Origin of the sequence: Vibrio sp. 10N.261.55.F4 (assembly GCF_041470465.1) — a bacterium.
Classification (GTDB): Bacteria; Pseudomonadota; Gammaproteobacteria; order Enterobacterales; family Vibrionaceae; genus Vibrio; species Vibrio crassostreae_C.
Window position 1 is genome coordinate 115,603 of record NZ_JBFRMM010000041.1, and the last position, 17,401, is coordinate 133,003.

Annotated in this window: 4 protein-coding genes; 2 read left to right on the plus strand and 2 right to left on the minus strand. The window is 44.5% G+C overall.

The features are described 5' to 3' along the window. Positions 1 to 30 precede the first annotated feature (30 nt). On the minus strand, positions 31 to 9,204 hold the full coding sequence (locus AB4249_RS19185; RefSeq protein WP_372104443.1) for an RTX toxin: 9,174 nt from the start codon (positions 9,202 to 9,204) through the stop codon (positions 31 to 33). A 279-nt stretch (positions 9,205 to 9,483) separates the two neighbouring features. Here AB4249_RS19185 and AB4249_RS19190 point away from each other — a divergent pair, with 279 nt between their 5' ends. Next, the gene (locus AB4249_RS19190) at positions 9,484 to 11,331 is read left to right on the plus strand and encodes a M3 family metallopeptidase (protein ID WP_372104446.1); all 1,848 of its coding nucleotides are present in this window, start codon (positions 9,484 to 9,486) and stop codon (positions 11,329 to 11,331) included. Between the two features lie 294 nt (positions 11,332 to 11,625). Continuing rightward, complete coding sequence (locus tag AB4249_RS19195; RefSeq protein WP_372104449.1) at positions 11,626 to 16,707, plus strand: AAA family ATPase; 5,082 nt, start codon at positions 11,626 to 11,628, stop codon at positions 16,705 to 16,707. Positions 16,708 to 16,764: 57 nt separating this feature from the next. Here AB4249_RS19195 and AB4249_RS19200 read toward each other — a convergent pair whose 3' ends face one another. Continuing rightward, positions 16,765 to 17,109 (minus strand): hypothetical protein, encoded by a 345-nt coding sequence (locus AB4249_RS19200; protein ID WP_372104452.1) that lies wholly within the window; start codon positions 17,107 to 17,109, stop codon positions 16,765 to 16,767. Positions 17,110 to 17,401 lie beyond the last annotated feature (292 nt).

Consider the following 17,401-nt stretch of genomic DNA (forward strand, 5'->3'; position numbering starts at 1 on the left):
AAACTTCCTTTTATAGACTGTACATCTAACTTACAGCGTTAAATTATTGTCTTCTATCATTTTTTGTAAAATTTGTGCTTCTAATGCACTACTACTGTCACCTTGATACAGATCGTCGTACGTGACATCAGCTAGCAAGATGTTTTGTTGAACGTCTTCGTCACCATTAGGTTTAATAGAAATGGTCACACCTTCACCAGATTCTTCTAAATCTAGATATTGTGTTGCCCCTAGCCCTGTATTAAGCCCTAGGCTTCCCAAAATACCCGAGAGGTCAATTGCATCAGTGTCTGGAGACGCATCAAAATCTTGAATCACATCGTAGCTTGGTGCTTCTGCACTCCCTAAGCCTGAAGATGCGAACACAAAATTGTCAGAGCCTGTACCGCCAATCAACAGATCGTTATCATCTGTCGCGGTAATCGTAGAATCCCCTTCAGCGACAAACTCAATCGATACGGTTTGGGGTAACCCGACCGCTTGGTTATTGCCTATCTCTGCAGACGGCTCTATCGTTAGGTCAAATTGATCACCACTGTTGTAGCCCCCGGTAATCGCTAGGTTAGGCACATCTGCCAAGTCCACCACATATTGACCATCGACCATAGAGCCGTGTGAGAACGTCAAACCTGCGGGAATATCATGAATTGTAATGAAGCCCACTTCTGAATCAGCAGGGTTTACAAGAGAAAGGTCTAAACCAAGAGGAATCGTGCCACTTGCTTCTGCCACGATCGAAGAATATTCAACGCTCAATAACGGTGCATCAGGCTCTGGTGTGATAATAAGCGTCATGTCTTGCGAGCTCGGGTCACCCGTGTCGACCACTAACTCACCGAGTACCGTATTTTGATCAACCGTTCGGCCGGTAATCGTAATATCGAGGTTACCAAACGCATCGCCTGCAAAGAATTCGAGCTCATCAACAGAACTTGCTTTAACGAGGAGCGTCGCCTGTATGATGCCACCAACACTGGTGAAAGAACTGGTTTCTGATCCAATTCGAATTCGGTCTAACCCAACTAACCCTGATGGGTCCGAAGTTCCATTCACTGTTACCGTAATTGCTAAAAACTCATCACTGTTAGTTTCAAAGCTATTGGCATCAAGAGGAATCACGATGCCATCATCTTCACTTCCAGTGAGCTGTTCAGGTAAATCGAAGAACTCAACTTTGTCACCTATAGGGTTAACACCTACAGTAAATTCAGATTGTGTATAACGGATATCCGTCGTACCAATTTCTTGAGTAATCGCCTCTAGAGACAGATTAATGTCACCACTAAAGTCTCTTGGTGGCAGAATGACTAGATTAGATAACTGACTTGGATCTAACTGCCACTCATAGGTAGGGTTTCCATCGAAGGTACCGCCATCAGCACCATTGTTTGGAACCAACTCATAGTTGTCTCCGATTTTAATCGCGACAACTGCGCCTTCAGGAACTCCCTTCAACGAAAGCGACATGTTTTCAGAACCATCTTGGTCAATCAGCTCTGCGCTAAGTGATGACAACGAAATGTAATTATCTTCATCTCCGATAATATCCTCTGTTATCAAGTTCGCCGCATCAGCGACTGGCTCAACAGTAATAGTCACGACCGTCGTTTTATCTTGCGTATCCGTTTCTGTCACGCAATCCGCTTCATCGGTAATATTTGCTGTCACAGTGAGGGTAATTTCACCACTGTAATGCTCAGGTGGCGTAACTAACACATCACTCAAGCGGCTAGGATCCGTTACCGTCCAAGTACCATTGCCATTATCAACTAACAAGCCAGTATCAGCAGGACTCTCCGATAGTGTTACACCATTTGATACTGTGATGGTCAGAGAGTTAACTGTCTCCTTGCCAGTAGCACTATTGCCTTCACCCGTGATTAACTGACCGTCTTCAACGCTATCTCCAAGAACAAGCTCAAGATTAAGATCCGTGGCGATGTCTTCTTGAATCGTTGTCGAATCCGTGGCAACGGTGATGTCATCCACAACAGGCAAGACTTGAATACTAATAGTTTGAGCTGTCGTTACAGTCTCACCATTACACGGCGAGGTTTCAATCGTCTCTATCGTGAAATCAATACACCCAGCGAAGTCTTCGTCCAATCCAGTTAACGTCAATTTCGAGAGGCCATCGGCAGTGATCGAGTAACCGACTACTTCGCCAGCCGCGTCATATTCCGCAATAACACCATCACCCGAAATCTCGACGCCTTCAGGAAGAGAATCGGCAGGAATATAGAAAGAGATCGTATTGTCTGGGTCACTCGCTACATTAGTATTGAGCAAGCCCGTTAAATCGATATCTTCACCTTCATTAGTCTTAATATCACCACCCGGTTGAATGGGACTTGGTGGGCCAACAGGGTCACAAGTACCGCCACCGCCGTCATGGCCAGTGATCTGAATTTGGAATGAAGTATCAATATACTTCGAATCTTCGCCATCAATCACACGAGCACGAACCACAATATCCAGTACCGGAGTATCACTTGGGCTGGAAATCGTCGCATTATCTAAAATGTACGCTGCGAGCTCTTGGAAAGAGTCACTCGTTAGCCCATCCGCCGATATGATCCAATTCCCAGAGCTATCTTGCGCAGCACCATTAGGGTGCTCAACAATCAACGAATAGCCGTCGGGAATCTCGATCAAAATATAATCTAGGTACTCTGACCCATCGATATCCGCGTCGACGAACGTCACGGCGTTAGAGATATCAACAGGCGAGCCATCTGTACTCTGTAACAGCTCTGTAGAGCCTTCTAATCGAGTATCTAGCTCGACACGAGCATCAACAGTCACGCTTATGGATCCGGTAATATCTTTAATATCCGTTGCACCAGTTGGAGAGGTATCCGTGACTTCATAGGTGATAGGAATTGAGAATGTTCCGCTTAAATCTTCTGTCGCTGTAACAGAAAGCCTGCCGCTGCTTAGAAGATCCGAAAGCGTTGGCGTTGTTGAGTCCAGTAGAGTATCCAAATCTAAGCCTGAAGCTGGGACCTGAATAACACTCCCATCAAAATAAAGAGTGAGATCTGCAGGTAGGCTATCAATGACATATCCCGTCAAGGATTCGCTGCCATCAATATCCTGATTCACTGAAGGTTCAAGGTTCAGGCCGATTTGACTGTCTTCGATGCCTTGAGTACTGACCACTTGACCGTCTTCTTGATCAACGACCGGCGCTAGCTCTACTTTAAGTGTCATAGGAAACTCGCCCGAATCACCATCGGGCTCAGTTGAGATAGCAATAACGGTGAGTTCTAATTCACCACTAAAATCAAGAACTGGCTTGAGATACAGATCATCCAGTTGAGCGTTAGAGACTTGGAATACGGGCCCTGTCACATCATCAACATACGCAATCGTCAGCGATACTGGTTCACCCAACGCATCCACCAGCAAAGTGCCTTCAGGAATGTTAGTAAGCAGTATGTTGATCTCTTCTGAAGCATCGTCATCCGTCGTTTGTATGAGGAAGTCGAGCTGTATTAACCCATCTTCATTCAAGACCGATTGGTTGCTGATGACTTTACTGTCACTGTCGTATTGCCAATGACCATTACCACCGTCTACCGCGATAGGTTCATCCACAACACCTTTCAAAAAGATATTGATGGTTTTTGTATCACTTGACGCTTGCCCATTGATAGGAATAAGTGAATCGATCGTCGACTCAGTCGCTATTGCTGTTACGTCTATTGACAGATCTTCAGTAAAGGAACTGATGTCTTCTTTAGGCTGAATATAAGCAACACCATTGGCGATAGCTTCGGCAGTGACTGAATAGGAATTATTGCCTATCTTTGCGGTACCATCACCTTCAACAGACCAGCCATCTTGAACTTGGATAATATAAGTTAACGATTCAGAACCATCGGTGTCCGCCAAAGCGCCTTCAATAACGTCTTTGAGGTAAATAGCTTCATCCTCTAGTCCCTTGTAGTCTTTAACAGACACATGAGGAGTATCAGCATCAGGTGAAATATCGACAGTAACGGTATGTACAATACTTGCCGTTTTATCATCTGGGTCAGCGAATGAATTGCCAGACTCTGTTGCAACCGCAGTAATCTCAAACTCAAAGCGACCCGCTAGGTTGTCGTCAGCCCTGATTTCCATTTTATCAATCTGAGCCTGTGTGTAAGATTTCCCTTCTTTGACTGCGTTGCCATTTAACGTCAAATTCAAGCCGTCAGGAATCCCACTAATCTGGTAGCTCAATGTTTCTGACGTATCTTGATCCACCAGCTGAGCTGTTATGTCCAAACTGACTGGGTCTGAGTCATCTTCTACTGAATGATAGGAGAATACGGAAGCCGACCAATCCGGTGCATCAGCCACCGGTAAAACAGACACTGCAACATCAGCCGTCAGTTCTTTAGGATCCGTATCAGTGCTAATGATTGCGTTGATCGCTAGGATAACCGTTGAGGTGGTATTGGATTCATGAAGCGCGGGACGATAAGTCAACTGTCCATTAGGCCCAGTGAACTGACTATCAATCGCTGCCAATTGACTTCCAGACAAGGTGACCTTGCCGTCTACAACTTGAAGCAACACCCCATCAAGGTACAAGCTACCACCGTTTAGCGATGCTTCTGAGAACTCGATAGCAGTAACGGTTTCGCTTTGGTCGACATCGCCGGTTGCCACACTTACAACGATAATCGCGTCATTGTCTTCTGTGGTTTCAGAATCTTCATAACGAATAAAACCTTCGTTATCATCCAGTATGAGCTCCGCGTTACTTACCACTTCATCGCCGTCGGCATCTCGCACCAAATAATCAATATCATCGACGATCTTAGGATCGGCAGGATTAGTCGTTACATTGGGATTCGTGGTTAGTTGATAGCTACCATCAGGTGAAAGGGTAAATTGGCCGTATACGCTACCACTGTCAAAATCGTTGATTAGATCAATGGTTATTGGAGTATCAGCATCCACAAAGGTGTAGGTAGTACCGCGATAATCGAAACTTACAATAGTTGCTCCATCGGCACCTGCGAACTCTTCGGTTAGGAACTGTCCATTGAGGTCATCACCCTCAACCATTTCAATTGCCCCTGAACGCGCAACTGGGACAGCATCTGTTACGTTGACAGAATAAATTGCCGGATCAGAGCTATCGCCGTCCGCATCGTTGACCACCAATTCAAAATTGAGGGCTAGATTATTCTCTCCATCAGCATTGGCGTGATCGAGAGGTGCATAAAGGTCGAACTCTGTTGTCCCGTCAGTATTAAAACGAATCCTAAATATATTGTTTCCATCAGAATCTTGACCGTAATACCAACCATCAGAATCGACAGCTTGCAGTGAAATGTCTTTCCCTGCACTCGAATATGAAAGTGCATCAAACGCAGCGGTGTCGACCGTCACAGAGACAACATCATCGGAACCTTCGATGATTCCTAACGAAGGGCTAGAATCTTCAACACCAACCTGTTCGCTGTCTCCAAGCAGACCGTCTTCATCAACAGAAATGCTTCCGATAACAGTAATTTTAGGGTTTGCACCATCGTAAATCTTAATATCAGATTCTTGTGTATCTCGTGAACCGTCTGAATCGATTGTGACGATTGAGGCTGGAATCGACAGCTCTGTGTCCTTCACACCGGTTCCGTGGTCTATTGACTGGTACAAATCAATCTCAACCGTGACATTCGTGGAACCATTGGCTTCTAAGCTAAAATCTTCAGGAAGTCTCACTTGGAAAACAGCATCGCCATTCGACAATACCGCATCAAACGTTCCATCCCCATTATCTCGCCAAGACAATGCTTCACCATTACGTGTCACCGCCTCACCGTCACTATCAAGAACGGCTTGGCCAGTTGTCACATCTAACCCCAAGAACACGAGTGGATCGTTGCCCGCACTCACGGCTAAGCTTGCACTCGCTGTTGTTCCAACACCAGACGGGGTTGTATCAGCAACAGGGTTTTCACTCAACTCGACCATGCCAGAGCCAATCGTAGGCTCCCCACCATCCGTAATCGAGACGTTCAAGGTTAATTGAGTTTCATCGTTGTCATCATCTTTTGCTGTGATGACAAAAGGAATTTGGTCGGTTCCATTCGTTTGGTCGAGGCCCTTGAATAGTTCAAAGGTGTAAGTGACATCAGTATCGGTCTCACCTGACAGAGAGGTAAAGCTCAAGGTGAACGCTTTATTTTCAGCACTTTCAGAGCCAACATAACCAGTAAGTTCATTTCCGTCTGCAGAGACCACATAGATGATCTGTACACCCCCACTAAACAACTGCGGCTGATCTCCAACATCAAAAAATACAGACTCAACAAAGTCACTTCCGACGTTGAGATTGAAAGTGCCAGTATCTGAAACACTGCCGTGAATAAGATCTGATTCGTCCACAGCAGCATTGCTAGTTGAAGTTAATATTGGGTCGGCTCCATCCTGGATGATCCAGTCGAATTGCCCTTGTTTTAAAGAAGTGCCATCTAAATCCGTTCCATCAATAATAAGTGGCAGGGTGATGGAGTCGTTGCTGAACAGGTGGTTGATAGGCTGTTCTAACACTAATGTGACATCTGCTAGAACATCGATACCACTAGCGACTGCACTCAACGTTAGCGTGAATATCGTTTCACCATTTGCTTGTGCGGTAATCGTTTTACCATCATTCGCTAACGTGTAGGTTAGAGGAAAGTTCTCATCTCCGGTCGTCAAGCCCAAGGCGTCTAACTGCACCGGAGTATTAGCATTAAATACAATAGAAGCGGGATCTGGATTATCTGATCCAGCGGAAACGATAAACTGGCCGACTACAGTTTGAATTCCATCAGACACATCACCTTCAGAGCTGGTCGTTGTCCCATCAACAACTAGCCCTGCATCACCATCAAAAATATCAATGACCGCAGTGCCGTTTCCGAAATCATTACTGATGTCGCCAGCAACATAGTTGAAGGTGATGTTCTGATCAACTGTGTGGTCCAAATTCCTGTTGGCGACGAACGTCCAGTGGCCATTCGCAAATACGGTCAAGGTGCCTTCGCTAGTAGCAAATGAAACCGGAGAGCCACCAACAATCGTCTTGGTCGTACCATCAACTTCAACACTTTTTATCGTAAGTTGAGTATCCAAATCGATGTCGTTATTCAACACGTTCCCTGACGCAATCTCACCCTCGATCATTTGATAAGACTCATCAAAAACCAGAGGTTCAGAATCTTTGATGACAATAGGCAAACGTCCTATCACTAACTCCGTTGTACCATCAGCATCGGTTTGCAAACCTTCGATGAGCAAAGCCGTCAGAATTGAATCTAACCCAGCTTCCTGATCAATCGCCTTATAAAAATTGATATTTACGTTGCTGCCGGAAATTGACGCATCGAATACTTTTTGCCCATCGCTTCGTGTGCCAATGAGGCTTTGTTTATCAGCCGATACAGCAACGGTTATCGATAGGGTTTGAGAAGTTAGTGACTCTGCGATGCTTTGATCATCGCTAAAAGAGAAGTCAGCATAATCGATGCGAATATCAGAGATCTGAGTTTGATTTCCAAAAATCCCGACAACAGTTTCTGAGAACACAACCGACTCGGGCAGTATAATGCTTGGCATATCATCGATAGCTTGATTGCCTACCGTATTGAAAACTTTGGCATCAACCGTCCATTCTGACGCCAAGTTTAGGGACGAGACATCTATATTTTCAACAACCCAATTACCTGATGCATCAACAACACCCTCAAACACAAGAGTCTGAGAGCCATCATTAACTTCAATATAAACAGGAAGACCTTCGGCAACATTGGTTGTGCCTTGCATGGTTGTAAGTTGGCCGCCACGAAATGCCAAAATACTAAAACCGTCTAGCGTATCAATGTCTATAACAGGCGAAACAGTATCAATAACAATTTGCCCTGCGCTATTTGCAGAAGCAGGGTTACCGGCAACGTCAACAGTGTCAGCCTCAATTTGAATGCCACCATCGGAAAAGCTGGTTAGATCCACGCCTTCAACTGACCAAGCACCATCAATCACAGTTGCCGTCAGAACAATGACATTCGTTGTGCTGTCAGAAATACGAATATTGACCGTTTGGCCATCTTCTACGTTCTGTACCGTACCAAAGAATTTAGCCGACTGAATTTCGAAGCTATTGAGGACACCGTCGCCACCATCATCAACCGCAGCGGTGATGTCCGCTAGCGTATCTTTCACGATCGTGTCGGTCGCTGTTGTAGGGTTTCCAGCAATATCGATAGTATTGGCAACAACGGTTAGCTCACCTTCTGCAAAGCTTGAGTAGTCTTGAAGAGTCAGAGTCCAAGTTCCGCCGGATACTTCCGTTGTGTATTCTTGTATCGTTCCTTGGCTATCGGTAATTGAAATGTTGATGGTTTGCCCATCTTCTACATTGGCAATCGTACCAACTAGCACCCCATTCGATATTTCAAATTGATTGTAAAACTCATCACCAAAGCCATCGAAGTCAACCTCAATGTTGGCTAATGTGTCTTTGATTGTGGAATCGTTAGCTGCAATGCTATTGCCAAAATCATCAGCAATGACAGCATCGACTTGAAGATCCCCCTCCTCCAATGAAGAGAGGTCGACGCCATTGACGACATACGTTTCATCGCTTGTGATGGCTGTGGTGGTTACTGTGTTTCCGTTAACATCAGTGATGGTCAGAACAACGGTACGCCCGTCTCGAACATCCACTGCCGTGCCCGTAATCGTGACACTTGGTACTTCAAACTGATTTTCGTAACCGTCTCCACCATCCAAAATATCAACGGTTAATAGTGCACTAGGTAACAGAATATCAAGGTTACCCTCATTCGAGGTTGTATCTTCGTCGGCATATTCTGCAGGACGCGTATCAAAACCCGCCTCAGCGAGCGTTTCATCTAAGGTGGAACGAACATAAACAATAAATGAGGCGCTGGAACTAGGTTGGTCATTTACTGAGTTAGGCTGTTGAGGTGCGCTTTCAATGTTGTTGACGAGTTCGGTGACCACCTTTTCCAACTGTTGTTCAACTGCGGCGATTTGTGGTGCAGTTAAGGGCTGAGCCTCTTGTAAGTTCTGAGGTTCAATGCTGACGACTTGCACGCCTTCAACTTTTGGCTGCGTAGCAGGTAATTGAAGCCAAGTACCATCAGGGAATACTTGCCAAACAACACCACCAACTTCGATATATAAAATAGGATCCATCCTAAACCTCTTCCTTACAAAAACGCTGACCTTGAGTACATCAATTTACTCAATAAAAGGCTGGATAAATCAGCGAACTATTTCTAATTAATACTAGCAAACAACAAATCATTAACAGTTAATTAATTATAAATCATTAACAGTTAATTAATTATCACTAATACGCTGTAAAGTAAACCGATAGGCTGTGACTTGCATTCAGTTATATCTATCATCACAAAATACATTCAATGAATGTGTCATAATGTTGAAATTACTGGTTAATTTTCAAGGAATGTCATGACTGCAACGAACTATCTCAACCAATTGAATCAAAAGTATCTTGCGACTCATAAAGCGAAAGAAGACTTCTTTTGGGATACATATATGGGGATCAGTGACGACCACGATGGTTCGACACTCGCGCAGACTCAGTGGACGGAATTTCTTAGCTCTGCCGAACAGATTACTGCTATCGAAACGCAACTCGCTGTTATCGATGAAATTCAAGATCCCCTCGAAAAAGAGAGTACACTGACAGGCTTGAATGGTTGGTTAGCGACCTTTAGATCTCACGCTATTGAGTCTGAACAGTCACAGAAGCTTAAAGCCGAACTCATAAAGTTTGAGGCTGAACTGTTTGAGAAAAAACAGAATCACGTGATGACTTACGTAAATGAAACAGGCGATGAAACAGAAGGGTCACTGCCCGTTTTAGGTTCAGCCGTTAGAAGTAATGGTAATGAACAAGTTAGGCTTTCTGCGCATCAAGCACTATTAGGTTTAGAGCAATGGCTGCTGGCTAACGGCTTTATTGAACTGATCAAAAAACGTAACCAATTTGCTCAATCACTGGGTTTTAAAACCTTCTTTGATTACTCGGTGGTAAAAACCGAACAGATGACGACAGAACAACTGTTTACGATTCTGGATGACTTCGAAGCACGCACGCGTGATAGCCATCAGCAAAGCCTAGCCAATTTGGCTGAGCAGAAAGGCGAGAATGCACTTCAAGCCCATAACTTTACCTACTCTTTTGCAGGTGACGTTATGAATGATCTTGATCCTTATGTTCCATTCTCAAAGTCACTTCGACGCTGGATCGAATCATTTGGTCGCCTAAACATCGAATACTCTCAAGCGACATTAAAATTGGATCTGCTTGATCGCAAAGGTAAGTACCCTAATGGCTTCTGCCATGGCCCTATCCCTTCTTTCTACGATCAAGACACTTGGGTTGCGGCTCAAGTTAACTTCACGAGCAACGCCAAGCCCGACCAAATCGGCAGCGGTTATGATGGTATCAACACGCTATTTCACGAGGGCGGCCACGCAGCGCATTTCGCCAACGTTAAGATGAACGCGCCTTGTTTCTCTCAAGAATTTGCACCAACCTCGATGGCTTATGCCGAAACTCAATCCATGTTCTGCGACAGCTTGTTGAATGACGCCGATTGGCTCAAACAATACGCGCTTAATGCAGATGGCCAAGCAGTACCTGACGAGTTAATCAAAGCAATCATCGATAACAAACAACCCTTCAGAGCCTATCAAGAACGCAGCATTTTAGTGGTTCCGTATTTCGAGCGAGCACTTTACGAATTGGCGGATGAAGATCTGACACCTGAAAAGATCACCGCTCTTGCTCGTAGCAGTGAGAAAACGATTCTTGGATTAGCTTGTAGCCCTCGCCCATTAATGGCGATCCCTCACTTATTGTCTGATGAAGCATCTTGCTCATACCAAGGTTATCTATTGGCTCATATGGCGGTGTATCAAACACGAGCTTATTTCACCGACAAGTTTGGTTACTTAACAGATAACCCAGAGATCGGGCCTTTGTTGGCGAAACACTATTGGCATAAAGGCAATAGCGTGAACCATAACGGTACAATCGAAAGCCTGACTGGGGAAGGTTTTAATGCCAAATATCTCGCTGACGAGTGTAACTTATCGCCAGAGGAGGCTTGGGCGATTGAGGAGCAAAAAATCAAACAGCTGTCGACAAGAGAACGTGCACCAGTCGCGGATTTGAATGCGAAGGTATCGATCGTTGATGGAGCAACTGAATTAGCGAATAATGCAAAGTCGAATGACCAAATGTGTGATGATTTTGAGCACTTTATTATTGAGCAATACGGTCGATAGATTGAGTTTTAATGCTAATGAAAAAGGCAAAAATGAGTAGTGACATAACTCATTTTTGCCCCAAAACGTGTTTGCATGTATAAAACCATCATAATATTTATTTGGTCAACAAGTTGTTGACCAAATACGAGAAATTGTATTCGTGAAATGCACTAAATATTCTTTGCGTACCGTTCTGATATTTGTACGCCCAAGGCTTAAGTTTTTTATTATAAAGTCAATGATTTCATATTCTTGATATATTTCTGAACGTCTGGTGTAATGGATCAAACCTTGAAAGAATAAAAGCTATAAATGAACTCTAAGTCTCAACTAATCAGCTATCAGCGGCAGCTTATCAAGTCCTTAGATACGCCTCTCTTAATCGAACTCAACAAAAAAGAAATGGACGCCATTGCTCCCAAACCCGAGCAATCGAGCGTCGATGTTTCTTATTTTCTTGCAAAAGCGATGTATGACGCCAACTCAGAGCGAAATGCGACGAACATCATTGTCATAGATGGACAAATAAAAGAAGGCACAGAGCCGTTTGTTCTTTTGGAGAGTTTGATTGAGCAGCTTCAAGATGAAATCAAAAATATTAAAAACGTTGAGATCGTCCGAGAGGTTATTAGTACCGGACTTGCGGTAGGGACTGGCGGATTACTCAATCAGTTTATTGGTACCTATGTTGACAAAGGGGTGGACTTTCTCTTTGACGATTTAGGCGAACGTTTTTCAAACATACTCTTCAATACGCTCACAGAAACCATTGATGTTTCTAACCAAATCACGGGTAATGTTGAGGGCTTAATTCAAGATGCCATTGCAAATGGCGTGGCAAGGATGACGGGCGAGCAGCCTAAACGTCCATTAAGTCTAAGTCGTGAGGCGATAGGGGAATTAGAGTTACTTTCGCAGACGTTTAGTAAAGCCGGGAAGCACGATATTTTTCAGCTGACTTTTAAGGTATTGCTCGCCACCTCCATTGGTTCCTCGAAACTACTCTATGTGAAAAACCCTCACAGGCTCGATGATAACTCTTTAGCGATCATCTCGTTGTTACTGTCATATGCAAAACACCGAAAAGACGAGGGCATGCATTTGGGCCTCTCTGTGGTTTACGCGCATTGCGATGAGGAGTGCCAGCCCTACGGTAAAGTGCCCAAGGCGTTAGAAACTAAGAAACGCCTTCTTGATGAGCAGCGCCGTTTCGCGCAGCGCTACGCGATGTTAGTGAGCCCAAATAATGAAGTACCCACTGTGGCTGCAAAGCACTCTCACTTTATTGGGAGAGAGAGTGAACTGCAAGCGCTTCGAGACCGCTTTGAGAAACATTCGGGATTTACTATGATGGCAGTGAGCGGTGAGCCCGGCGTTGGAAAGACCACTCTCATTAAAAAGCATATCGATGACATTGCGCCTGAGCGCAGCGTTGTGCTTTCCATGCTTAACGAGAACGGACACAGCTCTCTCAATACAGGGCTTTGTTCTTTAGAGCAAAGTATTCTCGAGGAGGCAGCAAGGCTAGAGCAGCTAAAAAACTGGAAAGAAAAGAGCCTCGACTATTTCTTTAATCTGGATAAAGAAAAGCTGGTTGTCGATGCCATTGGTAAAGTGTTTAGTAACGTAGACAACTTCATCAATACCGGTTTGGCAGTCAAGCAGCGTCTTGATGTGGGATCTGTGCTTGAGAAGACCAAACAAGTGGGCAGCGGTGACTTGAATGGTGAGCACAGCAGCTACAAGCAGCAACAGTTTAATAAACTCGATAAAGCAATCAGCCTGCTGTGCAAGTTGGTTGACCCGAGCTCGCCACTGATGCTTTTTATTGACGATCTTCAATGGATTGATGAAAGTTCCAGTGAATACGTCCTAACTCATCTTGCCAAGCATTACTCCCTTTACGTAGTGACTTCGGTGAGGCCTAGTGATGCGGCGACGCTGTACAAGGTCCACGCTGAATCAAAAGACGAGAATGCCTTTAGGCTGTCATTGTTAAAGGCGATTGGTACTTTCGGTAGTGATGATACCGAGTATGCTCAGGGGATCTTCACACCGCAAGCAAGTAGCCTACACCTTAGAGGCTTCGACTGTTTTCAGCTTCAAGCATTTATCGAGAAGGTCGTCGCCGGCAATCAACAGCAAGCGGCTGAATTAAGTCAGGCGATTATCTCTCAGTTATCGGGTTCCAATGCAGAGACGGTCAATACTTTGTTTGCAATTGAAGCGATCAACATGCTTTGTGAGCAAAGGCTATACGATGGCATGGATGCAGAGCAATTAATTTTGGTTGAGCCTATCAGATTCAATGACGATGTGACGAGTATTCGCTATACGATGGAAAGAACGTTTGAATCCTTGCGTAGTAAGTATCATGACGCGTTCAAACAAGCCTCTTCAGTGCACGATACACTGCGGTTCAATCTATCAACGTACGCAGTTTTTGAAGAGAGGTTGCATCACCTTAAGCTGTATCTCAATGACTATGGTAACGCCGCAGCAAATACTTTGATTTTTTCATCGATACTTGGCACTCAGTTTTCGCCAGACAATGTATTAACGTTATTAAAATCCCTTCGAAACACACGAGACCCTTTGCTTATCCCCATGCAAGAACACGTCTTTGGAAAAGGGACGAACTTCTATATTCAGGAAGAGCACTATACGATCATCGAGCAGGTGTATGAGCTCCTGCGCCGTGTGGATTCGCCGCAGGAAAGCTACCGTCATTACCATAGCTTGTTGAACTACTACCTTGTTAGCCAACGAGAAAGTTTGCTTAGTCTAGTGTGTGGTACACCGAAAGAAAAATCATGGGTCGCGTTTTATGAGCTGGTTCTTGAAACGCTAGAGTCTATTGGGGCGCCTTTTGTTAGTGACAAACCGATTGCTCTCCTGGCCAAACAGGATGCAGATGAAGTGTTAAACCTTTTACTCATCAAAGATCGTTTGCTGAGGGAGGCTTTAAAGAAGGATAGCAATGTCTGGGCAAAGCGTTTTGTTCAAAATCGCATTGATTGGTTTAACGCTTGTTTTGACTTAAACCACGGATTAGTAAGCAGCTTGCCTATTTTCGAGACGTCTAGGATTTATTCGACTTATTTTGAGCGTTACCCAGGGGAGCATTATGCGTTTTACTGTGAATTGCTGCATTGCAAGTACAAGCTATTTTTGAAAGCACCGGCGAGGTGGCGAGCAAAGCATTGTCAGGAAAAAGTTTGTGAGGTCTTTGAGCAGTACCATGAAACGGGAACTAGCCCAGAGCTAGACATGAGGTATGCTTACCACCTCGTAACGTTATCAGAGTATTTGGTGGATGACTTTTACTCTTCAATTAATGACTTTCAAAAAGCCCATGATACTTGTAAAGATGCGCTTGAAATTATTGGGCGCTATGAACACCAGCTAACAGAGAATGATGAAAGCTGGGCCAAGCTCAAAGCTTCGGCGCTATTGGCCCTTGCCTCTACTGATGAATATCTGTGTTCCCGTAAGTCGTCACACCATAGCGAACGACAAGAATCCTTTAGCATCAGAGAGCAAGGGTTCTATCGTAACCCCGATTTTTGGCGGAACGACTACATTGAAGGTCTCACTTCGAATATGGTCTATTGCTTAACTCAAGCCGATGAAGCTAAGTACTCAAAAGGAGCACTGACAACTCGGACTTACGATCGTTACAATGAGTCGATGCGGCTTAGCACTGTCTTAATGGAGGCTATGAAGCCTCTACTGAAAGAAAACCCTCAGGCTTGGAATGAAACGTACATTCAGCACCTTCGAATAAAAGCGCTAATTTGTTTTGAAATGGAGCAATATGAACGAGCTGTGCACACTGAGGAGATGGCATTATCCATTCATAACGTATTGAGCCAAAAGGATGCACACTGCTCGGCAGCTGGTGACGTCATCATTCACGCTACACTTGCCAAGTATTGCTTACATGCACAGCACTATCAAGCATCTGTGAATCACTGTGAGAGAGCAATTACGAGTTTTCGTTCAAAGGAGGAGTGGCGCTCCTCGGTTGGACAAGACTACCTCAGGATCAAACATAAGGCCGTGGTTTTGGAAGTGGCAATAAGTTACGAGGAGGCGCTACTCAACCTACCTTCGGCTTACATGCAGATGCGGCAGAGCTCAGATGCTGTTACCAGTGTCATGGACGCAATGAACCATGTGACACAGCAGGTTAGCATGGACAATGATTTTAGTTGCCGAACCCTACTTTTGTCGGCGTTGACTTTCTGGAAGGCGGGTTACTCAGTGCGAGCTCGCGAGTATCATGATAAGGCTATGAGCCTAGAGAGCTTATCCGCTATTCATCGTCAAGATCGCCTGCTATTGTCACGCTATTATCATGATGTAATCCATTATGTTGAAGCCGAAGAACTAAGACAAACATATCGAGCACTGGGTATTAGTATTGTTCCTGTTAATGCTGATTGGGCGCGAAAGTCACTCGAATGCAGATCAGAAACACTACAGTCGCTATTGGGAAGCAATGACAGCTTTTTCTTGATTCCGGGTTTTCACTGTGACTATTGCGATGATGCTGAGCAGATCAAGGAAACGTTTTCGACTATGGTGCGCTCTTTCAATATCTACCCGCAGAACCTTGAAAAAATGCACTTTAAGGGAGCGCTTATCGCCGCAGCAGTCTATGGAGTGAGGCCCTTAGACCAAGGGGAAGGTTTATTACAGGCGAATGTCATAATTGATGGAAAACACCGGATTGTTAACTTGATAATCGGCGTTATGGCCCTATATGCCATCTGCGATGAGGTTGCGCCAATGGATGACGCAGCGAACTCCTCATTAAAGGATTGGATTCTTAACAGGATTGAACAGTTAAAACAGAACTTGCTGTCTTGCTTTACAGTATCTTCATGTCTGAAAAGGGAAGGGGCGGTTGGCACATACTTGCCGAAGGTGTTGGGGTGTCGAACTACGGAAAGACAAGTCGCGGATAAATACTGGAACTATTCTAATGAAGATATTGACCCGAGTTCGCCTTACTCGCAAGTTATCGAGGCCTTTGTTGAACGATATGTAAAGAAGGAAAGTAGCACTTCTCTTTCCGAGCAAAAAAGAAACAACCATTTTATTTTCGATAATGTGGATGTCGCAAAAGCTTGCCTGCTTGACGAGTTGGCATCATCATGGGACTGCACTTTGTCAGAGCTGGTTGAAGTGTGTCGATTGATTATAGATGGCAAGTTAGGCGTAGAAGGTTTTCCTTTTGATTATCAGACTGATGAACTAGACAAATATAAATTAGCACTAACAGTGATTGTTTTCGGGCACTCAATGTTGAAGCGAGTTTGTTGCACGTTTGCCATTGTAAATGAAACTGAAAACGCAGAGTACATGTATGATGCCTTGCATAATTAGGTCGTTTATTAGCGTGTAACGGAAATGTAACATAAGCAGCGTTTAGGTGCTCTAAGGCTAGTATAATTTCGAGGTGAGCAACCAAGTTGGGTGTTGATGGTTAAAAAAATGTGGATAGCGCAGTTCAAGATGTTTAAGCTCTAGCTTCTCTACCTCCAATAAGCTGTGTTCATCTTGTTTTTCATATAGATAATCAATAGCACTCCCTAAGAGATATTCTTGAGTTAGCCCATCAACTAAAACATGCGTATCAAAATAGTCTTGCACTCTGACTTCGATTTCACCGACATAGGTAATGGGCCTCGGAAACAGGCAGTACAGTGCCTCGAAGTCGCATGGAGATACAATGATTGGGTGCTCAACCTTGCCCAGTAAAACTCTGATTAGTCCTTTAAATGTCATACTAAGCTCCCTTTGAGCACTACATAACTGATCTAAGTGCTGCATAGCTAATGGTTTCTATTTAGCCACCAGCTCTGCTGTGATTGCACGCAATGTATTGCATTAGTGCCTATTGCCACCTCTTATCAGCCGAAAGGTCGGTTAAAGGGCGCGGATGCGACTCAATAGTTGAGGGGTAACTCCTAACTCTGCCGATGACTTTAAGTATCGGCTTTGTTGATGTGCAAGTTGCCAATTTAACTTACTGCCACCACAGCACCACCATTGTTTTTGGTTCATCGCGGCTTTCCGG

Coding starts and splice junctions, on each gene's coding strand:
- AB4249_RS19190 (WP_372104446.1), top strand. CDS start 9,484: ATGACTGCAACGAACTATCTCAACCAATTGAATCAAAAGTATCTTGCG.
- AB4249_RS19200 (WP_372104452.1), bottom strand. CDS start 17,109: ATGACATTTAAAGGACTAATCAGAGTTTTACTGGGCAAGGTTGAGCAC.
- AB4249_RS19195 (WP_372104449.1), top strand. CDS start 11,626: ATGAACTCTAAGTCTCAACTAATCAGCTATCAGCGGCAGCTTATCAAG.
- AB4249_RS19185 (WP_372104443.1), bottom strand. CDS start 9,204: ATGGATCCTATTTTATATATCGAAGTTGGTGGTGTTGTTTGGCAAGTA.